This is a genomic window from Bacillus sp. CFBP9009 (assembly GCF_036541465.1).
Classification (GTDB): domain Bacteria; phylum Bacillota; class Bacilli; order Bacillales; family DSM-1321; genus Peribacillus.
In genome coordinates, this window is the sequence record NZ_JAZHFU010000004.1 from 88,423 (window position 1) to 114,042 (window position 25,620).

The 25,620-nt window shown below is 40.3% G+C and carries 24 protein-coding genes and 1 other RNA gene; 3 read left to right on the forward strand and 22 right to left on the reverse strand.

All coding sequences use genetic code 11. The features are described 5' to 3' along the window. Positions 1-34 precede the first annotated feature (34 nt). From V3595_RS13490 to V3595_RS13535, 10 genes are all read right to left on the reverse strand, one after another. Positions 35-1,951: an ATP-dependent DNA helicase gene (locus V3595_RS13490; RefSeq protein WP_485907696.1), complete on the reverse strand. Its 1,917-nt coding sequence runs from the start codon at positions 1,949-1,951 to the stop codon at positions 35-37. A gap of 211 nt (positions 1,952-2,162) precedes the next feature. Next, positions 2,163-2,363, reverse strand: coding sequence for a cold-shock protein (locus V3595_RS13495; RefSeq protein ID WP_034307871.1), 201 nt, complete (start codon positions 2,361-2,363; stop codon positions 2,163-2,165). A gap of 193 nt (positions 2,364-2,556) precedes the next feature. Continuing rightward, positions 2,557-3,705 carry a THUMP domain-containing class I SAM-dependent RNA methyltransferase gene (locus V3595_RS13500; RefSeq protein ID WP_101222366.1) on the reverse strand — a complete coding sequence of 383 codons (1,149 nt, stop codon included), beginning with the start codon at positions 3,703-3,705 and terminating at the stop codon, positions 2,557-2,559. 605 nt (positions 3,706-4,310) lie between these two features. Then, positions 4,311-4,700: RNase P RNA component class B (gene rnpB, locus V3595_RS13505), an RNA gene on the reverse strand. Positions 4,701-4,780: 80 nt separating this feature from the next. Then, positions 4,781-5,092: a cell division regulator GpsB gene (gpsB, locus tag V3595_RS13510; protein ID WP_061463822.1), complete on the reverse strand. Its 312-nt coding sequence runs from the start codon at positions 5,090-5,092 to the stop codon at positions 4,781-4,783. A gap of 203 nt (positions 5,093-5,295) precedes the next feature. Further along, complete coding sequence (locus V3595_RS13515) at positions 5,296-5,847, reverse strand: SLOG family protein (RefSeq protein ID WP_485907699.1); 552 nt, start codon at positions 5,845-5,847, stop codon at positions 5,296-5,298. A 64-nt stretch (positions 5,848-5,911) separates the two neighbouring features. Continuing rightward, complete coding sequence (locus V3595_RS13520) at positions 5,912-6,529, reverse strand: CotD family spore coat protein (RefSeq protein WP_485907700.1); 618 nt, start codon at positions 6,527-6,529, stop codon at positions 5,912-5,914. 456 nt (positions 6,530-6,985) lie between these two features. After that, a complete protein-coding gene (locus tag V3595_RS13525; protein WP_485907702.1) occupies positions 6,986-8,236 on the reverse strand; it encodes a ribonuclease H-like domain-containing protein in 1,251 nt (416 codons plus the stop codon). 36 nt (positions 8,237-8,272) lie between these two features. Further along, the gene (locus tag V3595_RS13530; RefSeq protein WP_485907704.1) at positions 8,273-10,549 is read right to left on the reverse strand and encodes a DEAD/DEAH box helicase; all 2,277 of its coding nucleotides are present in this window, start codon (positions 10,547-10,549) and stop codon (positions 8,273-8,275) included. A 119-nt stretch (positions 10,550-10,668) separates the two neighbouring features. Next, complete coding sequence (locus tag V3595_RS13535; RefSeq protein ID WP_485907705.1) at positions 10,669-11,433, reverse strand: alpha/beta fold hydrolase; 765 nt, start codon at positions 11,431-11,433, stop codon at positions 10,669-10,671. Between the two features lie 141 nt (positions 11,434-11,574). Between V3595_RS13535 and V3595_RS13540 the strand changes: the two genes are divergently transcribed. Next, the gene (locus tag V3595_RS13540; protein WP_485907706.1) at positions 11,575-12,024 is read left to right on the forward strand and encodes an Hsp20/alpha crystallin family protein; all 450 of its coding nucleotides are present in this window, start codon (positions 11,575-11,577) and stop codon (positions 12,022-12,024) included. A 69-nt stretch (positions 12,025-12,093) separates the two neighbouring features. On the opposite strand, the gene V3595_RS13545 is transcribed toward V3595_RS13540, so the two are convergent. From V3595_RS13545 to V3595_RS13560, 4 genes are all read right to left on the reverse strand, one after another. After that, positions 12,094-12,678, reverse strand: a complete 585-nt coding sequence (locus V3595_RS13545) for a YppG family protein (protein ID WP_485907707.1) — start codon at positions 12,676-12,678, stop codon at positions 12,094-12,096. Between the two features lie 77 nt (positions 12,679-12,755). After that, a complete protein-coding gene (locus tag V3595_RS13550) occupies positions 12,756-13,124 on the reverse strand; it encodes a YppE family protein (RefSeq protein ID WP_485907708.1) in 369 nt (122 codons plus the stop codon). Positions 13,125-13,193: 69 nt separating this feature from the next. After that, positions 13,194-13,469: a hypothetical protein gene (locus tag V3595_RS13555; protein WP_101222373.1), complete on the reverse strand. Its 276-nt coding sequence runs from the start codon at positions 13,467-13,469 to the stop codon at positions 13,194-13,196. A gap of 356 nt (positions 13,470-13,825) precedes the next feature. Further along, a complete protein-coding gene (locus V3595_RS13560) occupies positions 13,826-14,773 on the reverse strand; it encodes a DUF2515 family protein (protein ID WP_485907709.1) in 948 nt (315 codons plus the stop codon). A gap of 142 nt (positions 14,774-14,915) precedes the next feature. Here V3595_RS13560 and recU point away from each other — a divergent pair, with 142 nt between their 5' ends. Both recU and V3595_RS13570 read left to right on the forward strand, forming a co-directional pair. Beyond that, positions 14,916-15,527 carry a Holliday junction resolvase RecU gene (gene recU / locus V3595_RS13565; RefSeq protein ID WP_402897339.1) on the forward strand — a complete coding sequence of 204 codons (612 nt, stop codon included), beginning with the start codon at positions 14,916-14,918 and terminating at the stop codon, positions 15,525-15,527. A 27-nt stretch (positions 15,528-15,554) separates the two neighbouring features. Next, positions 15,555-18,302 carry a PBP1A family penicillin-binding protein gene (locus tag V3595_RS13570; protein WP_485907711.1) on the forward strand — a complete coding sequence of 916 codons (2,748 nt, stop codon included), beginning with the start codon at positions 15,555-15,557 and terminating at the stop codon, positions 18,300-18,302. Between the two features lie 42 nt (positions 18,303-18,344). Here the strand turns inward: V3595_RS13570 and V3595_RS13575 are convergent, their stop codons facing one another. The 8 genes from V3595_RS13575 to V3595_RS13610 form a co-directional block, all read right to left on the reverse strand. Further along, positions 18,345-18,884, reverse strand: coding sequence for a YpoC family protein (locus V3595_RS13575; protein ID WP_485907713.1), 540 nt, complete (start codon positions 18,882-18,884; stop codon positions 18,345-18,347). Beyond that, on the reverse strand, positions 18,881-19,537 hold the full coding sequence (nth, locus tag V3595_RS13580; RefSeq protein ID WP_101222378.1) for an endonuclease III: 657 nt from the start codon (positions 19,535-19,537) through the stop codon (positions 18,881-18,883). Before nth ends, V3595_RS13575 begins: the two co-directional genes overlap by 4 nt. A 22-nt stretch (positions 19,538-19,559) precedes the next feature. Beyond that, positions 19,560-20,255, reverse strand: coding sequence for a DnaD domain-containing protein (locus V3595_RS13585; RefSeq protein ID WP_101222379.1), 696 nt, complete (start codon positions 20,253-20,255; stop codon positions 19,560-19,562). 116 nt (positions 20,256-20,371) lie between these two features. Continuing rightward, positions 20,372-21,664, reverse strand: a complete 1,293-nt coding sequence (asnS, locus tag V3595_RS13590) for an asparagine--tRNA ligase (protein ID WP_485907715.1) — start codon at positions 21,662-21,664, stop codon at positions 20,372-20,374. A gap of 253 nt (positions 21,665-21,917) precedes the next feature. Further along, complete coding sequence (locus tag V3595_RS13595; RefSeq protein WP_485907717.1) at positions 21,918-22,634, reverse strand: PucR family transcriptional regulator; 717 nt, start codon at positions 22,632-22,634, stop codon at positions 21,918-21,920. Further along, positions 22,625-23,317 carry a hypothetical protein gene (locus V3595_RS13600; RefSeq protein WP_485907718.1) on the reverse strand — a complete coding sequence of 231 codons (693 nt, stop codon included), beginning with the start codon at positions 23,315-23,317 and terminating at the stop codon, positions 22,625-22,627. Before V3595_RS13600 ends, V3595_RS13595 begins: the two co-directional genes overlap by 10 nt. Further along, complete coding sequence (locus V3595_RS13605) at positions 23,314-23,772, reverse strand: XylR N-terminal domain-containing protein (protein ID WP_485907720.1); 459 nt, start codon at positions 23,770-23,772, stop codon at positions 23,314-23,316. The genes V3595_RS13600 and V3595_RS13605 overlap by 4 nt, the downstream gene beginning before the upstream one ends. 145 nt (positions 23,773-23,917) lie before the next feature. Then, complete coding sequence (locus V3595_RS13610) at positions 23,918-25,474, reverse strand: 4-hydroxyphenylacetate 3-hydroxylase family protein (protein WP_485907722.1); 1,557 nt, start codon at positions 25,472-25,474, stop codon at positions 23,918-23,920. Positions 25,475-25,620: the final 146 nt, after the last annotated feature.

Below are 25,620 nucleotides of genomic sequence, written 5' to 3' on the forward strand. Positions count from 1 at the left end.
GTTCCCTTGGCTCTTATTTTGGATTGGGTTTTATTTAAATCGTTACAGGAAGAATGGATACAATCTTCTCTTTCACATGTTCCGGAAGATCCTTTTCAATCAAAATCTGGACGGTTCCCGAATCATTGCTCGTCCTGATCAAACGCCCTATTCCCTGGCGCAATCGAAGGAGCATGTATGGAAGATCCACTTCTTCGAATGCATCGGTAACCGAGTTACGTTTGGCTTCGAAAACCGGATCGCGAGGCGGGAATGGAAGCGAGTGTATCACTACATTTTGTAATGAAGGTCCTGGAACATCAAGCCCTTCCCATAAATGATAGGAGAAAAGGACAGATTGCTCATCCTCTTGGAACTTCTTAACAAGCTCGCTTATTTCCGCTTCCCCTTCAAAATAAAATGGATAGGATGATATTGGGCAGTTTTCCTTGAACCATTGCAATTCTTCTTTTGAATGGAATAACACTAGTGTTCGACCTTCATTTTCCTCAATTGTCTTCATTGTATATTGAAGTTTTGCCAATTGATCTCCATTTTCGAAGACCGGCATGTTCATTTTCATGACTTCATCGTAATCAAATGGTGATTCAACGGAAAAGCTGTCATACTTTTCTATCCCTAAACTATCTGCAATATATTGGAAGGATTTATTATCCGATAATGTTGCCGATGAAAAAATGTAAGGGATTTTTTTCGAGAATACCTGTTCAGACAAGATATCCTGCACAAGCCTTGGCATGATCACCAATGTTTTGGTCATTTCATTTTCTTCAAACCAGGAAACGGCCTGTTCATCCTTCACAAATAGAGAAAGGGAGTAGCCCAGCTGCTCTAAATACTCTTCCGTCACTTTTAAATCATAATCATTGATCGTGTACATTTCCGCTTCAAAAACAAGGTTCTCCTCTAACTCTTCAACCTTTTTATGAAGCTTTTGGGCAAAGCTAGTTATTTCTTTTGACATCGGGATTTCATAACGATTAGATCCGCTGACATGTATCGCTTTTTCATCCAACAAATCAAAAAATTCTTCATTGATATCAATTAAGTCCTCGATGATGTATAAGGTTTCTTCACGAACCTGATTGGCTGTAAGCAATTCCAGAACCGAAGCAAGGGTTTGTTCCCCAACTTTATAAGTTAAAGCCTTTTGAGCAGCAAATTCCAAGAGATGACCTTCATCAAAGACAACGCAGCTATGATCAGGCAGTAATGGTAACTGTCCTTCACGCTTACGCTTTTCCTTAGTCCATACATGCTCCATGAAGAAGTCATGTGAACAAATGATCAAATCACTTGATTTTCGATAGTGGTCCCGTGATAGGGTTTGCCCACAACGATGGCGTTTATCACAAGTAAAACAGTTTTGAAGCTGATCCCAGCCAACTTTAGACCAGTCTTCATCATTTAAATATGGATACTGTTTACGGTCCCCATATGCTGTATAGGCGTTCATGGATGAGTTATCATGAACAAACTTGGGAAGTTCATCATAGAGCTGATCTATCCCCTCTGAATCCTCATGATTCACAGCATAATCCAATTTCTTAAGACAAACATATTGATCGTGATATTTGGCAAGCCGAACATCCACTTCAATACCTAAAGCATTCTTGATTTTTTGGATGTCGCCTTCCTCTTTGACAAGCTGTTCAATCAATGTTTCATCTGCACATGAGATAATTGCCGGTTTATTCGTATATCTCGCATAACAAATCGCATATAGTAAATAGACCAAAGTCTTACCGGTCCCTACCCCTGCTTCAGCAAAACTTACATTTTTTTCTTTAAAGGCTTTTTCTAACTGAAAAGCCATGAAGATTTGTTCGTCACGCAGCTCAAATCCTTTTTCGGGAAGAATATCGTAAAAAACATCACCGATCCATTCTGAAAGCTTATCGTAAAAAGAATCTTCCTTTGTTACCGAAAAAGGCAGTGTTTTAAGCATCATGGTCTCCCCTTTTATCTATCATCATTATATAGAATCCGAATCATTATTATCTTAGGCAAAAGTATATTATCCTTTATTTCACATTAGTAGTCAAGATATTTACCTATTATCAGAATGAAAGGTAATATGTATGTATGCTGTCTGGTTGCCCGATTCGTAAAATAAAAGACAGGCTCCAAGAGAGCCTGTCTGTAAATAATATAGGGTTGAATTAAGCTTTGTTTACGTTTGATGCTTGTGGTCCACGTTGACCTTGTTCTACATCAAATGTAACGTCTTGGCCTTCTTCAAGTGTTTTGAAACCTTCGCCTTGGATAGCTGAGAAATGTACGAATACATCGTCTCCACCTTCACGTTCGATGAATCCAAAACCTTTTTCTGCGTTAAACCATTTTACTTTACCTTGTTCCATTTTTGTTGCCTCCTAGTGTGTTCTCCACACATTATATTACTATCCTTGCTCAAAAGAATATTAAGGTATTCCTTAAATCTGAACAAAAATAATTCACTATTAGAATAACAGAAAAGGAAATGATAAGCAAGACTGGAACCTATTATGAATAAATCGTCCTGACTAGCAAAATCCTCCATTATATTCTACCTACTCATTCACCTTGAGGCTGCCTTGGCGGCCTTTTCCCCCAATATTGATATAGGTCAGCACGGATGAAACCATTGAACAATTTCCTTTTTTTCGTTGCAGGCTTACCGTAATGCTGTTCGAAGTCAGGATTGGAGGTAATCATGTATACCGACCATGTATCAAGCTTCTTGAAGGCTTGGCCCATTTCCCTATACATCTGCTCTACCGCTTTTTTCTCACCAAGACGTTCTCCATAAGGCGGGTTCCCGACAATGACACCATACTCTTTCTTGGTCGAGATATCCCTTACCTGCATTTGTTTGAATTCAATCAGATCACCAAGACCGGCTTCAAAACTATTCGCTTTAGCTATATCGACCATTCGATGGTCAATATCACAACCGGTTATGTCCAAATATTGATCATAGTCGGCTAAATCTTCAGCCTCAATCCGCGCTTCATCCCAAACCTTGCTGTCCATCCATGACCAGGTTTCAGAAACGAATTCCCTGTTAAATCCAGGTGCTATATTCTGCCCAATTAAGGCCGCCTCGATGGGAATCGTTCCAGATCCACAAAATGGATCTATGAAAGGTTTATCCGGTTTCCAATTGGTCAGCATGATTAACGCAGCCGCCAATGTTTCTTTTAGGGGCGCCTCTCCCTGCCCTGTCCGATAACCCCGTTTATGCAAACCCGCACCTGAAGTGTCTATGGTAAGTGTCACTACATCTTTTAAAATAGACACTTCAATTTTAAACAAAGGGCCTGTCTCTGCAAACCAAGATACTTGCTTATATTTACTTTTCAATCTATCAACAATCGCCTTTTTTACAATAGCCTGACAATCAGGGACACTGTATAGCTTTGACTTAACGGATTTTCCACTCACGGGGAACTCGACATCGGCTGATAAGAAATCCTCCCAATTCAAGGCCTTTGTTTTTTCAAACAACTCATCAAATGAATATGCTTTGAATTCCGCGACTTTAATTTTCACCCTATCGGCACTGCGCAGCCATAAATTAGAGCGGGCAATGGCGGATTGATCCCCTTTATAGGTGATTTTACCATTTTCGACTTGGCAATCGTAACCAAGATCCCGCACCTCCTTGGCAACAATTGATTCCAATCCCATTGCTGATGTTGCAATTATATCGAATTGTTTCATTAATCCTGCACCTTCTTTCCATTAATCCAAATCAATGGCACCTTTTCCCGAATTTCTTTCATTTATGTATTTAGAATCAGGCATTGATTTTTTACATGTAAACCTTATGGTCCACCGCGTTTTTATATTTCAGTTAGCCATTGTTTGCCTAGCTTATATCATCATCATGTAGCGTATTAATCACGTGAAGTAAAGCTTTACTCAATTATCCATGTACCTTAGGATACACGCTGCAATTAAATCATCCAACCAATTATGTATGCTTCCCATCCATTATCCTGAAGTTTGAAGTTCTGTCTTGATACCTTCATTTTAGGGCTAACAGAAGAGTTAAGGAACCTTTATAAATAGGATACCCAGAATCAAAGAAATGCTTAACATTCCAACACTATTTTTAAAAACGTTACCGACAGACTTCATTTAAGCCATTTTCCTAATCATTCGAACGCAATGAAAAACTTGCCAAGTTTTAAGTTTAACACAGCCGCGTTTCAGAAAACGAAAAATAAATGGAAATGCCCAATCTTTTTATAATAGGGCATTCTCCATAAACAAAAACTCCCCTTTTAAAAGGAGAGTTGTGCTTTTGGTGTTATATGATAACGTTCTGTAAGCCATGTTTTGTTCCTCAGTACTGCAAGCGACTCGCGTCTCGTACTTCGGCGGTAATCATCTATCTACAGAAGCAAGTGCTTCTGTCCTTCTCCTCGTTCAATTCCAAGGAAGAAAGCGCCCCTACCATTAATTTGGGTTTCTCGCTCGTGGGGTTTACCTCGTTCCACCCTTTACATTTCTGTAAAGGCTCCGTCACTGTGGCACTTTTATAGGTATTCATGCCATATCCAAAAGGACTTAGGCATTTTCCCAGCCGTCAGCAATCCAAGATTGCTGCCCAAGCTTATTTTTTCGCCAGGCACGAACACTACGGACATCGCAGTCCGTGCGAGCATGGACTTTCCTCTACTGCATAAATGCAGCAGCAATTACCCAAACGTTAACATAACATAATTGATTATACTCCATTATTCACGAAAACACAATACCAAAATCATTTTCACTTTTACAATGCAAAATCTCAGTCAAAAAGCTTGTTACCAAAAACGTGCTTTTCCAAGTTGGATAACCGTTTAAGGATGTCAAAGTTAGTGGTTCCCGGAGTGGCACTTGGAGCAGGTTGATTTGGACGTTTTGTACTCTCTTCGGCTTGTTTTTTCAATTTAAGATTTTCTTGTTTTAGATCTTCAATTTCCTGATGGAACACTTCATAATCTTTAATGATCAGATCCAGGAATTGATCCACATCTTCAGGTTTATAACCGCGCATGGCTGTTTTAAAATCTTTTTCAAGAATATCTTTAGCCGTTAATTTTATCTTATCGGATAGCATAAGACTTCACCTCAATACTTTCGCCAATACAATCGACTTTTTATTATTTTTTCAAATCTGCTTGGGTTTGTCAACGAAACACCATTTTGTAAGCTTACTGTTTCAGAGAACGGTATGTATTCCCATTAAATCTGTATCTAAATTTCATCATAATATGATTATGCTTTAGAAACAACTTTTAATCCATAATTATTTTCACTCCATCATTCTTCGGACCAACTGGCTTCTTCCGCAGCCAGTTGCAGATCATCAAAGTTTATCTGAAAGATGGGGTATGGCTGTGTTTCCGCCTTTTTCATCGCCTCGAAATAAGGATATCGGGCTGATCCTTCTTTTTCAGCTTCGAAAATGATGAGCATGGCATCGCTTTTATGGACCATATACCTATTTTTGATTTTCAGCTGTTGTGGCCCTTCATATGGTTTGTTGAAAATGGACTCAACAAAATCGGCACGGGCCAATATGGATCGGTAATAATCTTGATTCGTCTCGTTCCATGACTCTTCCTGTTTCAGGAAAGGGGTAAGCACCCCTAATTTAAGCTGATTATATTCTTCCTGTAATTCGAACACCACTTCGGCACCCCATAGTTCCGTACCCAACTGACCTGAGATGATCACCCATTCCAGCCCGTCTTCCACCACTGGCAGGAGACGCTCCTTCATCGCTTTCTTTATATATTTTACGGCTTCATGGTCATTTTTGAATATCCCGAATTCAAAAGCTTTGTAGCCCGTCATATACAAAACCTTCATCGCTAGACTAATCTCCTTTTAACATGATTATGTAAGAAAACAAGGGCTTAATAGCCCTTATTTTTTAGTATCCGAAATGCCTAGGCGGACAGCATGGTTTATGCGGTGGCCTTCCACAAATCAAGTGTTGATTATAGCACTCGTTCACCACGGATTGAGTATGCGGGAAATAATGCTTAAACGTGTTCACATGTTTATTCACATTTGTAGTATGTGATGGATGAACGACAGGAATCACTGTGTTCGATACATTCGTATTGACATATTGCTGTGTTGGAGAGACTTGCGCTGGGGCAACTTGAGATGGAGATGTTTGTGTTGGACCATATTGCGCTGGAGACACAGCCGTTGGACCATATTGCGCTGGAGACACAGCCGTTGGACTATAGGCTCCCATTACGTTAGAGTTTTTACCGGTTGACGCTCCCATTACGTTATTGGGGTGTTTACCGGTTGATGCGCCCATTACTCCAGGTGCGTTCCCGTATGCTCCCATTACATTGTCGTATGCTCCCATTACATTGTTGGATACTCCCATTACATTGTTGGATGCACCCATTACATTGTTGGATGCGCCCATTACATTGTTGGATGCGCCCATTACATTGTTGGATGCGCCCATTACATTGTTGGATGCGCCCATTACATGGGGTTTATTTCCTCCACAATTACGAAAATACATTTATAATACGTCCCCTTTCGTCATGATAAGTTTAGTCTTACCATTACAGACTATGAAAAATAGGGGATACGTGTACTGATGAAATGACCTAATTATACAGATTAAGTATAAAACGATGTATGGGCTGTCGATAAGTACACTATTATATTAATGCTATCTCTTCAAATGTACTGAGGGTAATTTTCTACAAAAAGGAATAGAGACTGTCTTTTAATGAAGTAAATAAAACAATCGTTAAACAAAGGACTACAAAAAATAGAAATAAAGTCGTTTTATACATTTCTTCGCTCCGCTTTCACCTTAATTTTATATGATGTAAAGGCATGAAATGAACGCTTCGGAATTTCACCCTCAACTCTTTCCATTTTACACACAATAGTTGAAGGCTACAATAATTGTATACATATTTTTTATTTTCGGCCTTTTGCACTAATAGAAGATTCTCGGCCCCTTATCTTATACAGAAATATCCTTTGATCCCTCTTTCTTTTCGAGCCGCCGGATCCTCTTTTCCAATTCCAACTGTTTTTTCAAGGTCCCTTCCCTCACCATCTCTTGAAGTGCGATCATTGAACATTTTAGAGCAAGACCGACGTCCTTAAATTGATGTTCGTATAATTTTGCACATTCAATCTGCGCCTGTATCCTTATTTGCACATTCCCTTTTAAGGCGACTTCCTTCCAAATTTCCAACGCTTCATTGAATTGTTTTTGCTTCTTTTTCTGGAAGGCTAAGGCATGGCCAGCTATTATCCGATCTTCCTCATTACCCGCTTCCAATATTTTTTGATATGTCTCAACTGACTCTTCTTTTTTCCCCAAATAAGCGAGCCATCGAGCAATTTCCATGGACTCTTCCGTATATCCATCGATTTGGAGGATTTTTCGGGACAAATGAATATACAATGTGATAAGTGATAAGATATCCAATTCATTATGCTTCATGATCCCAAATAGAATTTCCGGATTCTTTCTCTCAACAAAATCAAAATAAATCATCGGCGCCAAATATCCTGGAATATCATCTTCCCTATGTACACCTAGAATATCTGTTTCGACTGCTGATAATTTCACTCGTTCCAATTTGTTTCTCCAAAGGCGTCTTGAAGCATGATACAAATCGAAATGTCCGAATTCCGGTAGTTTTGGTACATGTTCTTTTATCAAGGTATGTCTTGTTTTTAGCTGGGGCCAATCAAAGGATTTACCATTATATGTGACAAGCGTTTCGTAATTGATGTTTTCCAGAAAGCTTTGATAAAGCGGTATTTCACTTCCGGGCTGCGGAAGGATATGTTGCTTCACGACTACTTCTTCTCCTTCTAAATAAGCATAGCCAAGTAAAAAAATGGTATTGCCCGCTCCGCCTCCAAGCCCTGTCGTTTCCGTATCGAAGAAAAACAGATCTTCACTTTTAACGCCCCTGGCGGATAGCGGATGCTCCAATGAAGTTTGATTCCATTCTTTTACGACCTTTTTCAGCTCGGAAAATTCATATAACCCGTGTTTGTGATTTATAGGGTAGCGGACTTCCCTAATGAAACAATAGTCACCGTCGAAATGAAAGGAAACGGTATCGTTCTCCAGCCACTTTTCAAAGTAAGGAATTTCTTCATTCACTGCCTGGTCATTTTCTTCTACAGGAGAAGGTTGTTTCCCTAGGTTCATATGCGTTTTCATACGGTTCAATTTATTTTTTAAAGACATGAAATTACACCTCTTTTCACCTATCAATGCAATCTATTAATGTTTTTGCTTACAAAATTGACCTAATAATTGTTTGGCATCACTCTTGGCTGTTTTCGTTGCGGATTCCGTCCCGATACAGGAAGGGCAGCCGCTTTCACAAGTGCAATTTTCGATCATTGATATTGTTTCCAGCAGAATGACTTCAGAGTTTTCATATACTTTATCACTTAACCCTATGCCTCCCGGATAACTATCATAGATAAAAATGGTCGGTTTTTCATTATGCGCTGCCTTAACCTGCGGATAAACATGAATATCATGCGGATCGCACATAACATATAGCGGAATCATGTAATTAAGCGCATGCGACGCACCTATCATTCCTTGTTCTATTCGATTTTCGTCCCACTTAAATATATCAGGATCCATGGAAAGCATGGCCGAACTCGTATGCAGTTCCATCTCGGGGAGACTGATTGGACCTGAACCAATATTTTCATGAGTTTCGAATTTGATTTTTTTGAAGATCGTGGGCATCGCCCGGATTGCGACATCACCAAAAGCAGCTGCTGTGGAAGCGAAAGTTCGCTGTTTATCGACTTCCAATACAGACAATTGGACAGCAAGGTTAGCATCCGTATAATAGTCCACATTGACTTCACGTACATAAGCCTTCTTTTCATCCCAATCAAGTTCTTCCACCTGAAATTGAATTCCCTGGTGCAAATAAATGGCTTCATCGTGAAGAAGGGTCATTGCACTGAACGTATCCATTTCCCCTATGACCCGATTAACCGGTGCATTCGTTTGGTCGATGATCACGACATTTTCCTGTGCCGCTGAGCGCAGGCTGATATTGCTTGCGGGAAAAGCATCATTCATCCAATGCCATTTGTCCCCATTTAGGTGTAAGACCCTTTCTTCCGTAAGGAATTCAAGAACGTCCATAATCTCGGTTTTCCCAAAAGTATCGCCTTTTTTAAATGGCAGCTCATATGCTGCACATTTTACATGATCAACCAAGATCAAAAGATTATCCGGATTGATTCTTGCAGTTTCTGGATTTCTGGTAAAGAAATAATCGGGATGCTGTACGATATATTGATCAAGGGCACTGGAACTGCCGACCATGATGATCAATGCTTCACCATGCCTTCTTCCGGCTCGCCCAGCCTGTTGCCAGGCACTCGATATGGATCCAGGGTAACCGGTCATTATGCAAACCTGAAGCTGGCCGATATCGACACCCAACTCAAGTGCATTTGTGGAAATCACCCCATAAATGGAACCATCCCTGAGGCCTTGTTCAATTTCCCTACGCTGTGTTGGCAGATATCCGCCGCGATAGCCCCTGATCGATTTTGGCCCCAATTGCTTTGACACAAGTTCCTGTAAATACGTCAATAGAATTTCCACTCGAACCCTGCTTCGCGCAAAAACGATGGTTTGTATTTTATTTTTCAAAAATTCATTTGCCAGCTTCCTGACTTCCAACACCGCACTCCTTCGTATGTTGAGCGGTTTATTGACTATTGGGGGATTATAAAATACAAAATGCTTTTTCCCACTTGGGGCTCCGTTATTATCGATCAGGACCATTTGTTTTTCCGTAAGCTCTTCTGCTAACTCTTTTGGGTTATTGATCGTAGCGGAAGTACAGATGAATACAGGGTCGCTTCCATAAAACTTGCAGATCCTTTTTAACCTTCTTATGACGTTGGCTGTATGACTTCCGAAAACGCCGCGGTAAATATGAAGTTCATCAATGACCACATACTTCAAGTTTTCAAACAAAGAGACCCATTTCGTGTGATGGGGCAGGATTCCGGAATGGAGCATATCAGGATTGGTGATCACGATATGCCCGGCCTGGCGGATTTTTTGCCTGATGTTTGAAGGTGTGTCCCCGTCGTATGTATAACTATTTATCTTAGCATCCATTTCATCAATCATTTCATTCAATTCGCTTTTTTGATCATAGCTCAGCGCTTTTGTCGGAAATATATAAAGCGCCCTGGTTTTTTCATTTTCCATTATTTTTTGAAGGACCGGCAAATTATAGCATAATGTTTTACCAGAAGCTGTTGGTGTGACCGCCACAAGGCTATTGCCACTGACAGCAGTATCAAATGCAGTTGCCTGATGGGTGTACAACCCATTTATCCCCCGTATTTCAAGAGCATGCTTAATCTTATCATTCATTGCAGCGGGAAAAGGGACATGTTTTGCCTCTTTCGCTTCAATTACTTGCCAATGTACGATGTTAGCTTTAAAATCCTCATTAGTTTTTAAATCCTTAATAACTTCTTGTAAATTTTTTCGCAGTTTCATATAACCACCTCATACTCCTATTCTACCGAATGAACGTTCTATGCAAAAGGGAAACTATTTCCTATTCAAAAAAAAGCTGGAAACGGCAACATCCCGTCTCCAGCTCGGTCTTTTATCATTTAATTCTTTTCGACAAAGCGAATGATTTCTTCGAGTAATCTGCTTGGAGCTTCCAGCATTCCCATATGGCCGCTTCCCTTAAGTATAACTTCATGGATATGGCTCCCTTTTACAGAAAAGGTTTTTTCAACGGGAATTAGCTTATCCTCTTCACCTGCAACCAATAAGACAGGTAACTTTGTATCTTTGAGTACATGATTTCTGTCTATTCTGTTCCTCATGGCATGTAAAGACCCTATCGCGCCGCTTTCACTTGTTTTATATCCTATTTCCTTAGTTTGTTCAATATTGGAATCTTCGGGATTAGAGAAAAGCTTTGGTATAAGTCCGTCAATGAAAGCGGGAATCCCCTCACTTTTGATTTTCTCGACAGATTTTAAGCGCCCAGCCTTTCCAGTTTCATCGTCCGGCAAAGCTGTAGAATGTACCAATGAAAAACCAGACAATTTCCCAGGAAACCTTTCTGCGAACGCCAAGGTGATATATCCCCCAAGCGAATGACCAAACATATATACCTTTCTGATTTCCAGTTCGTCCAGTAATGACGCAATATCAGCAGCCATATCTTCAATCGAGAAAGATTCCCCTATTTCCTCACTTGCACCATGTCCCCGTAAATCAACGGCAATAACCCGGTATTCATCCTTTAATTCAGCAATGATGTCACTCCAATATTCATGGCTTCCGCAAAATCCATGAATAAACAACAATGTTTCATTTCCTTTCCCGGTATCTATGTAGGAAAGCTTGCCATTATCTGTCATATAAATCCCTCATTTCCTTTTCTAATCATTCAGTAACGTTATTCCCTATAGTCCTTTATCTGAAACCCAACAGTGCATTCACATTTCTTAATTCCTCACATAGCCTATAGGCAAAGGAATTTTTTAGAAAGGAGCACCGTGATGACCTCTTCTGAAAAAAAAAATAATCGGAGAATAGAACCCTTTACCCATTTCATTAACAAAATGGATCGGCTGTTTTCCGAAAGGCCTCCTAAAGGCATGCTGCAATCTCTTGACGATTTCTTCGGTTCGGCGAAAGAACGCAGCTTTCCGGTTGATGTTCACGAAACGCATTCAGAATATACCCTTACCGCCACTTTGCCTGGAATTGCACGCAGCCAAATATCAATTGATGTACTGGCCCATGCCGTAACCATAACTGCAAAGCAAGTAGATAGAAGACATAAAAATCAAGGAATGTTTCAAAAAGAAGTTTCAGCAGGTACTCTTTCAAGAACCATTTCCTTTCCAAAACCCATTGATGAAGCAAAAGTCACCGCTCGACATCGCGATGGCATCCTCACGCTTCAGCTACCCAAAATCAGGGGGAATCGGATTGAAATCCATTAGACATGAATAAAAGCAGACTTAAAAAAGTGGCTGGGTCACTTGTAAGTCTGCTTTTCCTTTATTCACCATCTAAGCTTTGAAGAAGCCCCCTACTCCTTTGACCATTGAAGATACTTGAGAAACTGTATTCATCATTTGTCCAGCTGTATTCATCATCTTCGTTATATCCATCGAGCCATCTTGTGTTTTGAATTGATTCATGACCGATTTGAAACCCGATGGCTGGGGTTTTTGCATGAACTGCTGCTTAGGATATGGATTATGAGCCTGCTGCTGACCTTGCGGAGGTCTTTTAGCTGGCTGTAACGGATTGGCGAACGGGCTAAAAGCTTGCGGCTGCTGATTGGACTGGATTGGCTGCATTTGTGCCATTGGCTGCATTACACTGCTGCCCGGATAAGCTCCCACAGGCATCGCCTGCTGCTGGACTGATTGGAATGGATGATAGGCCGCTTGCTGATAAGGATCATGATATGGTGTCATATAGCCCCCTGTATCCTGGAGATGATATGGATACATAAATGGTTGTTCATGATTATGATTATTGGGCGGAGGATACGGCATTGGCTGCTGGTACCCTCCCCAATAGTCCGTCATTGATTGAGGAAACTGTCCTTGATTTGGGGAGATTTGGTTAAAACCGGATCTCATCATGTCAATGAGCCCTCCTCTTTTTTCATTACATGGTTCTGATAATATATGAAAAAAGGGGTAATAAAGTGTAGGTATTTTTATGATAAAATCCGATTGATTTCCGTTCTTACATTATTAAGGATGAATTCCACCGATTGAATATGGCTTTTAAATCGCTTATAACTTGTTTTAGGAAAAAATGCCTGTACGGCCACATCAGAAAGGTTATGGGCGGTTTGTTCGATTTGCTCGGGGAAAAGATGCCTAAATTCGGTTTCTTTCATCCACTCCTTCATTCCGGTTTCCCATTCGATGCATGCGGTCCTTACCTGGTCTGCAAACGGCTTGACTTCCGAAAAAAAATCCTTTTCCTTTCCTTCCTTCCGTACACTCTCATAGATATCATCCGCTTGGTCCGTAAATTTTATTAATTGTTCTGTTAATAGCTGCAGTTTTTCTTTTTGCACAATATATTCCTCCGCACAATTGTTTCCCTTATTATAATCCAGTTCATTATAAAATGATATTCCTCTGGCTTATACGTGCAATTCAGTGAGAACATTGTGCTTTATTATTGTTTTTTTCGGGACAATGGAAAAGGAATGGTTTACACCTTCAGCATTTACCCAATAATCCTCGGCTTTCTCAATGGCTTCCTGGGCTTCGTTAACTAATGTATATTGCTCCGCCCATAATTTGCACCGCACTGTATTTACAGTTTCCCCATATGAAATTTCCAAACGATCCAGGCTGGTACTGATCTCAGCTATCATCCTTAATATCTCTTCTGTTGCGACACTTTTATTGACCATGCTGATCCCTCCCATTCTTTACCTGTACTATTCTTTTTTTTATCAGAAAGCCCTTCATGACTGACAAAACTAGAAGGGAATCGGCAAAGAAAGTGCAATTCGCTTAATTTATTATGCCCTTCGACAACAATGGCAGAATGAAGAATGAAGTTTTAAACAAGAATACAGACAGGAGGTGATTTTATGCAGTCGAATGAAAGCAGACAGCAAAAAAACGAAAAACGACAAAAGCCGCCCACTAAAAAGGCAGGAACGGGAAACCCGAAGCTTAGCGGAGAAAACCGCCCCTCTACGTAAGACATAAATACTGACCGATAAAACAGGGAAGGCTTACACGACGCCTTCCCTGTTTGCTTTTATAATATCCAATTTTTGATTATTGCTGCCGTATGCAGCTGCTTTTGTTTATGGTCATACCAATCGGTCAAATGCGGGGCTTCTTCCCATTTGGGTTCAATGAACCATTTTTTTTTAACCTTTTTTATCATATCCCATTGCTCTGTCATCCCTGCTTGATGATGTATCAATGGATATACTCCCCTCAGCATCGGGGTTTCATGGTACCTAGGATTTTTTCGATATTGTTCATAATCATATCTGGCCCCCGTTGGTTCTGTCCTGCAGGAAAATTCATAGAATAGCGGAAACAATTCTTCAGAAAATAAAAGGCCGGCCAACCTTTTCCCCAATTCAATCCTTTTATCGATATTTCTAAAATGCGAAACGGACGAGCCATACAGTTCTCCATTGCAAGTAGGAAATAAAACGGTGCTAAAATGCATCCAGTCCTGCAAGAAAAATAATAGAGAATGAAATACGAAAGATTGTTTTTTAATAACCGGTTCTTCTATGATGTTTTGTTCATTTATGATAAGCGCAGTGACTAATTTTTCCCGATTTCCATGTTTCCAAAAGGAATACCATTCGTTCGTCATAAATTTGGTAATAAAAAAATAATGACATAAGTGAAACAAAGGACGTCCATACTTCGTCGAATAATGATAGAGAAGCAATTGCGGATAAGCATCTTGGAATATTCTCCAGTTGGCTTCTTCATACGTCAGGAATAAGAGATGCCTGTATTTCTGTCCAAGCAAATGGGAAAACCAAATCCCTTCAAGATCACACATATTCCAGCCTGCATTTCTAGAAACCATCCCCGCTAAAAAAGACCATTGTATTTCGGGATGCATTTTGAAAAATCGTTCATATGCCTTTGTCCTTGATATATTATCCCTATTTTCTTTAGCGGTTTGAGCTTTTATGGAATGTAGCAATTGCTTTTCCGTCTTTAATATTCGCATCTATGTGTCCGCCTTTCTATAGCGATGAATTGTGACATATAGTTGTACATAAATCCTATCGTTCTAATAAACAATTCTTTTTATTCACATTTTGTATTCTTTTTTTGCTAATATAGATAAGTGAAAAAAAGGAGGGGTAAAAGTGGCATTTCATTATCCCAACGGACGAAGATTTGTACCGCAGGCTATGAAAGAAAAGAAAAGCCCACTTAAAAAAATCAGTTACAGCAACCGGGGAAAAACATTGGAAGACGATTTGAACGAAACCAATCAGTATTATTTAGCACACGGCATTGCCGTCATCCATAAAAAACCGACACCCATTCAAATTGTTGATGTCCACTATCCGAAAAGAAGTGCTGCAGTCATTAAAGAAGCTTATTTCAAACAAGCATCGACCACCGATTACAATGGTGTTTATAAAGGAAAGTACATTGATTTTGAGGCAAAAGAAACGAAAAACAGCAGTTCGTTCCCTCTGAAGAATTTTCATGACCATCAAATTGAACATATGAAACAAATCGTTCAGCATGACGGAATTGCATTTGTGATCATTCGGTTTTCAGCAATGGATGATATATATGTAATGAGTTCTGAACAACTGAGTTTTTATTGGAAGAGAATGAAAGAAGGCGGGCGCAAATCTATAACTCTTCAAGAGGTTGAAAGCAGTTCACGAAAGATTACTCTTGGCTTTCAACCGAGAATTGACTATATTAAAGTAGTAGATTCGCTCATCGCAGAAAATTTTTAGTTTTTTTAGAAAGGCAGGTTAGCTGTAATGGCTGAAAAATATAATACTAGAGAAGAACGCCGAAAGCAGGGGCAGACTCAAAAAAAGGGACAGAAAACAGGTCCTAAAAAGCCAACAAATATGCTTAAGCGAATTTTCCTTATACTTGTTACAATCGGAATAATAGGCCTTGTTGCCGGAGGAGCTGCAATGGCTTACTTTATCAGCGACGCTCCAAAACTTGACGCAAAGCTTTTGAAAGATCCGGTCACATCCAAGATTCTCGATGAAAATGGTAAATTGCTAGCTGAAATCGGAAAGGAAAACCGGGATTATGTAAATTATGAAGACATACCCGACCTTGTCGAAGAAGCTTTCCTGGCAACGGAAGATTCACGATTTTATGAACACCACGGTGTCGATTTCTTACGTCTGGGCAGTGCCGTCATAGCCAACTTCAAAAACGGATTCGGCTCAGAGGGTGCAAGTACATTGACCCAGCAGGTTATCAAGCGTTCTTATTTAACACCTGATAAGACCATCAAAAGGAAAGTCCAGGAAATGTGGCTATCCATACAGCTTGAAAGAAAATATACAAAAGAAGAAATTTTTGAAATGTATGTGAATAAGATTTTCTTTGCAAACCGCGCAAACGGAATCTTAACTGCATCGCAAACTTATTATGGAAAAGATCTAAACGAATTAAAATTGAACGAAGCGGCCATGCTTGTAGGATTACCGCAAAGTCCAAGCAGGTATGACCCGTATAAATACCCTGAACGTGCAAAAGAACGCCGTGATATTGTCCTGCACTTAATGAATAAACATGGATATATCACCGAAACGGAAATGAAAAATGCACAAAGCATCGATATAACAGAGGGACTTCAAGAAATCGATAAGAGTCAAATCGATACGACGGCATACGATGCATTCATCGATTTGGTAATTGAGGAAGTCGGGGATATGGGTGACTATAACGTCTTTACGGATGGTTTGGAAATCCAAACTACAATTGATAAAGATGCCCAAGAATATGTCTATAACATGTTGAATAGTGATGAAATCATCAATTATCCAAGTAAAGATCTCCAAGCCGGAGTCACATTACTCGATACAGAAACTGGTGAAATCAAAGCAGTGGGCGGCGGCAGGAACACGACGGTTAAACGCGGCTGGAATTATGCAACGGATGCCAAGCGATCACCTGGTTCGACCATTAAGCCTATTCTGGATTATGGTCCTGCCGTAGAATATTTAAATTGGTCCACCTACCATCAAATCAAGGATGAGGAATACACTTACAGTGATGGAACATCGCTTAAAAATGCTTCCGGACGACATTATGGTACTGTAACCACTCGTGAAGCACTTGCTCGGTCATTAAATATCCCTGCCTTAAAAACGCTTCAAGCAGTCGGCTTGGACCGGGCACGTGATTTTGCCGCTGACCTTGGCATTCCTTTTGACAAGGAAATCACCGAATCGGCAGCATTGGGCGGCGGTAAGGATGTTTCTACACTCGAACTTGCCGGAGCCTACAGTTCATTCGGAAACAACGGTATTTATAATGAGCCGCATAGTGTTAAAAAGATTGTTTTACGTGATAAAACAACCATTAAAAACAAGACGGAATCAAAACCGGTCATGAAAGATTCCACAGCTTTCATCGTGACGGATATGTTGAAAAGCGTCATGAAAGAACCTTATGGAACAGGAAGGTTAGCCAATATACCTAGTCTCCCTGTAGCCGGTAAAACGGGTTCAACCAATTTCACGCCTGAACAGCGTGCAGCGAACAACATCCCATCTTCCGGTGTAAAAGATAGCTGGATGGCAGGTTATACAACCAATTATACTGTCGCGGTTTGGGCTGGTTATGATAATGCATCTGGTGAGAAAATGGAATATCTGGGTGAATCATCTCAAAGGATCCCTAAATCCATCTTTAAGAATTTAATGGAACATATGGCTCAATCAAAAGAAACGAAAGACTTTGATCAACCTGACAGTGTTGTGAAGGTTGGAGTCATCAAAGGTTCGAATCCAGCTGTTAAAGCCAATGAATACACACCAAGCAGTAAAATCACTTATGAATATTATGTTAAAGGTCACGAACCGACACAAGTGACGACAGAATATGAAAAAATCGACTCACCTGGCATTAACGCTTCTTACAATCAGGAAAGCAATGAAATCAATCTATCATGGTCATATCCTAAAGGAAATGGAAATACCCAATTCGAGGTTAAGATGTCCGTTGATGGCGGAGCAGAGAGCGTATTAAAAAAATCGAAGGATACTAGTTTAACGATCCCTAATCCAACCCCTGGTAGTAAATATACTTTCTCAGTGGTGGCTTTAGTGGATAACCAACAAAGTGATCCTGCGAGTACATCTGTCAAAATACCTGCTGAAGCGGAAGCTCCTGAGGATACTGAGGACGAGGAGATTGAAGATCCGGCCGAAGGTGAAGATCCAGAACAAGAAACGCCTGCTGAAGGCGAAGAAGATAAGCAAGACGAAGACAAAAATAACAATGGCGAAAACGGCAATAATGGCAATGACGAAAATAACGGCAACACCGGCAATAATGGTAATGGCAACAACACTGATGATGGTAATGGTAATGGTAATGGCAACAACACTGATGATGGAAATGGGAATAATGGTGATGAGGACGTCGAAGGCGGGGATGATGCCACTGACCCTGGAACGGTAGAAGAGGAAAAACCAGGCGAGACCCCTGACCCTAACCCTAACCCGGACCCAGATCCAAACAAAGATACGGAATAAATATATATAAAGATTGACTTAAAAAACGTCTAAGCTAAAAGCTTAGACGTTTTTTTGGCTGTTCTTATTTTTGATCATGAACTTCACATATTGCTTTTCAAATTCTCGGAACAACTCACTAAGCTGTCTATATGAATGAAAAAAAGCGGGTCTAGCAAGGATGAAAGAAAGCCTTTCAGCAAGGTTCACCGGAATATTGGTAAAGGATTCTATTTTTGCCCGGAAATCACTCAATGCCACTGGCTTTCCATGCATCCAGAAGACTGCGGTTAAAAATAAACCGATCCCCTGCTTCATGAGTCCCAAAGTCTGTCCCACTTTTCGCTCGGAAAATAGCAAACTGCATTCTGAATCAATTCCCTTCCATTTTTCCAGCAGTTCCTTTATATGCAATGCCCCCTTAGTCCAAGGTGCATACGCCTCTACATTATTATAATAAAGTAACTCATACGGGAAAGCCTCGAATGGGATCGTTCCACTCCAACCTGCAAAACGTTCTTTTTCCAAGATGGTTTCCTTTTCAGGAAAAAACAAAGGGTGGTCCAATTCTTCAGGGACTTTCAATGATATGGACTGCGTCAATTGGCTTCTTTCCTTTTCATTCTTTTTTTTCCTTCACGGCATAATTCAAGAAGCGGGCAGGTTTCACATCTTGGTGACTGGGCCTTGCAATGATAGCGTCCAAAGAATATCAGGCGGTGATGCGTAACGGACCATTCATCCTTTGGTATCTTAGCCATCAACGTTTTCTCAACATCGAGGACACTATCCTTCCAACGGCATAATCCCAGACGCTTGGAAACACGCTCTACATGGGTATCCACAGCAATCGCAGGCACATCAAAAGCAACGGAAACGACTACATTCGCCGTCTTTCTGCCAACGCCAGGCAATTTAACAAGCTCATCACGATCTCTGGGAACTTCCTTACCGTATTCTTCGATCAGCATGCGCGACAACTTTTGTATATTCTTAGCCTTGTTACGAAACAAACCGATTGAGCGAATATCATTTTCCAGCTCTTCTATCGGAACGCTTATGTAATCCTCAGGCGTTTTATATTTTTGAAATAAATCCTTCGTTACTTTATTGACTAATACATCCGTACACTGAGCTGACAGGGCAACAGCAATCACCAATTCAAATGGATTGGAGTGATTCAGCTCACAATGGGCATCCGGAAACATTTCACCCATCGTATCCAGACAATATCGAATTTGAGCTTTATTCAACATATTGGTTCTCCTTCAATTTACATTACTGCTCGAGCCAGTTATAGAAAGGCACATCTTTCAATGGTCGTGCATTTTCCGTCTTTCGGTCCCTCTTTTGGTGAACCCTAAACTTTTGTCCTTGCTCCCTTGCCTGTTCCAAGGTTTTAATTCCATTCTTTTTCCACTCGAATAAAATTCGATCAATATATCGGAAATTCAATTTTCCGGAAATGACAGACTCCCTCAGAGCTGACTTAATGATTTCGGGTTGATGGTCATCCTCCATCCACATTGCCAATGTCTCACATTCATATGGAGATAAAGGGCGGCCGAACTCCTGTTCAAAAATCGTATAAAGGCTCTCCCCCGCTTTTTGGATTTCAGCAGACTCTGTCTGTTTCAAAGTTTTCAAGAAACAGTCCATCATTTTTTCATAAAGTGGAGACAACGAGTATTTTTCCTGTCCGATTTCTTGGCTATCCTCAACCATCATTTCAATAAATCCCCTTTGGACCAAACGCTGGATCAAGAATAGACATTCCGTTTCCTGCAATGTCATTCGGTCAGAAAGTTGGGATGGTGCAGGGAAATGGTTACCTTTATCTATGAAGCTTTGCAATTGTAATAAAAGGACCATTTCTTGTTCATTTAGTCCCATTGTACTATAGTTAGTCAGCAAAAAGGATGGAATCGTTATCGTTCCTTCCTTAAACCACGCATATAAATGTTCTTTATTCATGTTTTTGGACACCTCTGGTTAAGTATAACATGAATACGGCTCCCCGAATAAGTTTATAATTTTAACAAAAAACGGTTATCTGCCAAATATGGCAAGATAACCGTTTCATTACGGAATCAAGGATATAATCGATTTAATAGGCGTGGGAACGGGATGGTTTCACGGACATGCTCGACCCCACTGATCCATGCAACGGTGCGTTCCAATCCCAAACCGAAGCCTGAATGCGGTACAGAGCCATATTTTCTTAATTCCATATACCATTTGTAAGCATCCTCGCTCAAGCCATGCTCATTGATTCTCTGCTCTAGCAATTCCTGATCATGAATCCGCTCTGAACCGCCAATTATTTCTCCATATCCTTCTGGAGCGATCAAATCGGCACAAAGAACGACTTCTTTCCTGTCAGGGTCTGGCTGCATATAAAAAGGTTTGATTTTAGTTGGGTAATGAGTTATGAAAACGGGCTTATCATAACTTTCCGCTATCGCAGTTTCGTGCGGAGCTCCAAAATCATCACCCCATTGGATATCATCAAATCCTTGTTCATGAAGGAACTTAATGGCTTCATCATATGTAATACGTGGGAAAGGAGCTTGAATTTGTTCAAGCTTCGCTATGTCACGGCCCAGTGTATTCAACTCAAGCTGACAGTTTTTCAATACGGATTGGACGATCGAAGAAACGAATTGCTCCTGAACCTCCAGGTTTTCTTTAAATTCGATAAAAGCCATTTCTGGTTCAATCATCCAGAACTCGATTAAATGTCGTCTTGTTTTGGATTTTTCTGCCCTGAAGGTAGGACCAAATGAAAATACCTTCCCAAGTGCCATGGCAGCCGCTTCCATATAGAGCTGACCACTTTGTGAAAGGTATGCATCCTCATCAAAGTACTTGGTCGCGAACAATTCACTCGTTCCCTCTGGTGCGCTTCCAGTTAAAATTGGGGGATCCACTTTAACGAAACCTTCTTCATTAAAGAATTCATATGTAGCACGGATTATTTCATTCCGGATCTTCATGACTGCATGCTGCCGTTTTGAACGCAGCCACAAATGGCGGTTATCCATTAAGAATTCAGGACCATGCGCTTTAGGTGTAATGGGATAATCCAATGATTCATGAATGATTTCAATATCTTTCACCTGTAACTCAAAACCGAACGGCGAGCGTTCATCCTTTTGAATGACACCTGTTACATACAAGGATGACTCTTGCGAAACCGATTTCGCAAGAGCAAAAATTTCTTCACCCACATCAGCTTTCACGACCACACCTTGAATGAAACCAGAGCCATCACGGATTTGAAGGAAAGCAATTTTCCCACTGGAACGTTTGCTGGCAAGCCAGCCTCCAATGGTAACTTCTTGATCGACGAATTTGCTAGCATCTTTTATTGTAATTTTCACGGAATTTACCTCCAAAAATAGCTTAACTTACTAAGGAATTTACTCTACTTATTATACCCATAGCCCTGCTTACAAGCAAATAAATCAATTGAAGCGGAACTTCCATGCCTTTTCTATCACACTTATAATGTTTTGGAGAGTACTCGCCAGATTGTATGTAGATTACTTTTCACTATCGCCCAAGCTCATTACAGTAAAGTCATCTTGGTATATGTATCATTCGACATTTCTATTTTCAACAAAGGATTGAATCCTATCGACCAATGGTAATCATTTTCGCCTTCAACAGGGTTTCAAATGATGCATATAATTGAAAAGCACTTTTAGGATCTCTTATTTGGCAGGAAAGCAACTCTTCAAGTCTTTTGATCCGATACCGTAAACCACTCATTGAAATGTTCAATTCTTTCATACTGCATTCAAGATTTCCACCGCATTGCAGAAATACATAAAGCGTTTTCAATAATTCATTCATTTTTGGGTCATCTTTCATCAATAAAGGACCCAGCATTTTCTCGGCTTTTTGCAGGACCGCTGGAGTACTCCCCGCATGCATTAAAATGGATAGCAGATCTACTTCTTCAAATTTAATAATATCCAGAGTTCCTTCATTCATATTCAATGCGGTTAAAGCTTCTTGAAAAACCTCGTGAACCCGTTCCAATTCATCACTTATTGTGCTAAGCCCCATTTTAAAGTTATATCCGCTAAAAACAGTATATAAGTGATTGATGCATTCCTTGGTGCGAAGTTGAAATTCAGTTCCCGGACTCAGCGGTATAAGCAATACGATATTACCATCCCTTAAGGCTGTTAAGACAACTTGATTCCGCTTTTTAAAGAAACTATAAATCTCTTCGATGATTTTCTGCTGAATGAAATAGTCATTCTCTGTCCCCCGATTGGAGGAAAAACCATAGCCAAGTACCGCAATGGTGAAAGGATGATCCAATGAAGCGTCTAAATACATGCTTTTTTTATTATTTCTTCTTTGGAAGCAAACTCTCCATTTAATATTTGTTCAAGAAATAAACCTTTTACCCTTTCGAGGGCTTCAAAACTGCTTTTCTCATTTAAGAGGAATAAGGAACCGGTCATGGAAACCCTTTCAAGAATCATTCGATTGATTTCCAAGTTAGTTTTTCCTTCGACCGGATCCGATTGCGCAAAAACACAATAGCCGTAAGTTTTATTTTGTAACGTAATGGGAGTATAAAGCAGTTCCATCCCATCTTTTACGATTCTTCCGGTCTCCAATGTAACAGGACCATTTTCTCTCATTAGTTTGAGCTGATTCCTGACTTCCCTTACCTTCCCTTTGTGAAATCCAGCATGATAAACCTGATTGCTATTGAAGTTCTCCATCAACAAAGGTATTTTCGTTTTCTGATAAACCGTCCTCACTATCGATTGAAGGCTTCTTCCGTTAATTAACTCTTCTGTCAGCAAATTATGAATATCCATCACTTTTGATAAACTATTGCGTTCCTCCAGCAGCTTTTCATATGTCACGGCAAGCTCTTGAACAATCGGTTTGCTTTTATAATATTTTAATTCATCCTGAATCTCCATGCCCCATAAATGTATCGATTTACCTTCGTATCTACACTCTGATTGCCCAGCGCCCTTACAGGCACTTTCCTTAAAAATCACTTCATGACCGTCGAATAAAATCCACTTGCATAACCCGTCAATGTATAACAGACTGGCTTTTCCGCGATGCCTGTCTGGGTGATATGTTCCTCTGCCTCATAGGAATTCACCCAAACCCCTTCCACCTTTACAGAGTGTACATCCGTTTGATTATCCATTGATAATTCCAGTTTTTTAGTATTAACTTTTGTATAACCCTGCAGCATATGTAAGATGGGACCTTGCCTCAGTATTTCCTTAACCGTTGACAAATTCCCTTTTAGTGCCTTTTTAGCATCATTGACTCCGATATTCCAGCCATAACGTATTAAAAAAGACTTCATTCTTTCAAATCCAATATTCTCGATCAAGTCTTTTCTTAGGGTACCGAAAATTGAAGAGGAAGTCAGGATCATCCTCTCATCATTTAAATGAATTTCCCCTTCGTCATTCTTAAGATTCAAAAGATTCGTCATGATTCCCCCCGGCTTTCCTTTTACATAATATTATACTTTTTCCACACCTTACCTATCAAGGAAAAATGTAAACGCATTCATATCATGCAGTGGTGGAAAAGCCGGTGGGATTCCGATACAAACCATTCACGTTTTCCTACTCAGATTAATTCATTCGGAGCTGGATCACATCAGCATCAATGCCTTCATCATCATTTATCCACTTATCGTTTGTCCAGCCATGAAGGTCATAATCGTCCATTGCCAAGTCCACAAAAGCTTTGAATTTATCCGATTGTCCATTTGAATCTGCCATTTTCATGGTTTCTAGCCTAATATTTTCATGGTTACCCGCATAATTGATTTCATATAATTCATTCCTTCCACCAAATTCAGTTCCGATGGAATCCCATATAAGTTTCATCAGTTTTACCCTTTCCACTGCCGAAACCCCGCCAGATCCCTTATAATATTTATCGAGATACGGACGGACCTCAGGGTTTAAAAAATCCTTGGAGCTTGATGGGAGTTGAATGAGATTACCTGCTACAACCTGTTCAAATATCTGTTTTACCTTTGGCCATACCATAGGTGCAAACACCCTATATGCAGTTGCGTATGTGCTATTGGGCAGAACAGTGCCATTCAGCCCTTCCATAGGATCTGTAGCCATCGCTGTCGAGATTGCCCAAAACATATTCCTGTAAGCAAGCACTTCCCCGATGTTGGCTTGTACTCCCCTAAATTGATTCGTTCCTGCCATCTCCGTAGCCTTAATCAGAAGCCCAGCCATAAAGTCCAATTTCACCGCATAGCGTGTACAGCCATGAAATGTATATCGGTTCATCCACCCAGTCTTGGATCTAAATCCATTGGCAATTTCCACATTATTATAGGCGAATACATTCTCCCATGGGATGAAAACATGATCAAGGACGATGACTGCGTCATTTTCGTCGAACCGACTTGAAAGCGGGTAATCGAAAGGAGTGCCTGTCTTGGAAGCCGTTTCTTCAAAAGACTGTCTGCTGATCATTTTTAATCCAGGCGCATTCATCGGCACAAAGAAAATCAATGCATGGCTTCTATCTCCTTCCCCAAGATCGACAGGAGAATAATTCGCGACAAAATTATAATTCGTAAGGGCTGCAGAAGTACCAACCATTTTGGCGCCGCTTACGATTATTCCATCATCCCGTTCTTCTACCGTTCGCACAAAAACCTCTTTATTTTCATGTAGCGGTTTATTCCTATCCATTGCCGGATTTATAATTGTATGGTTACAGAAGGGAACATCCCTTGTGGTTTTTTCATACCATCTTTTCGCATTATCTTCAAATCCTTTATAAAAATCGCTATACGGTCCCAACGACCCTGTAAAGGCAGCTTTATAATCAGGCGTGCGACCCATGAAACCATAGCTCAATTTTGACCATTGCGCTATGGCATCCCTTGCTTCAAGCAGCTCTGTTGCGTTCTTTGAAGCCTTGAAAAACTTATGGGTAGTATGGCCTTCATCTGTCTTAGCCGTTAAAATCCGTGCACTAACCGGATCATGGAGAGCATCATACAGTTGGGCAATTGACCTGGCAGAGTTGCGATATGCCGGGTGTGTCGTCACATCATCTACCTTATCTCCGTTCAAGAATACAGTTCTTCCATCTCGTAAACTTTCTAAATACTCTTTGCCATCATCGGAACATCCCCATTCACATTCTTTCATTTTGAATTCCTAGCTTCATACTAACTAAATGTTCAAGGCATTTTTCTCTTGAAACACCTCTTTTTTCTAACATTTTTTGTCTAATTATACTGAATAATCTAAATGTGTTGAACTTAAGCAAAAAATCATATACGATATCATATATG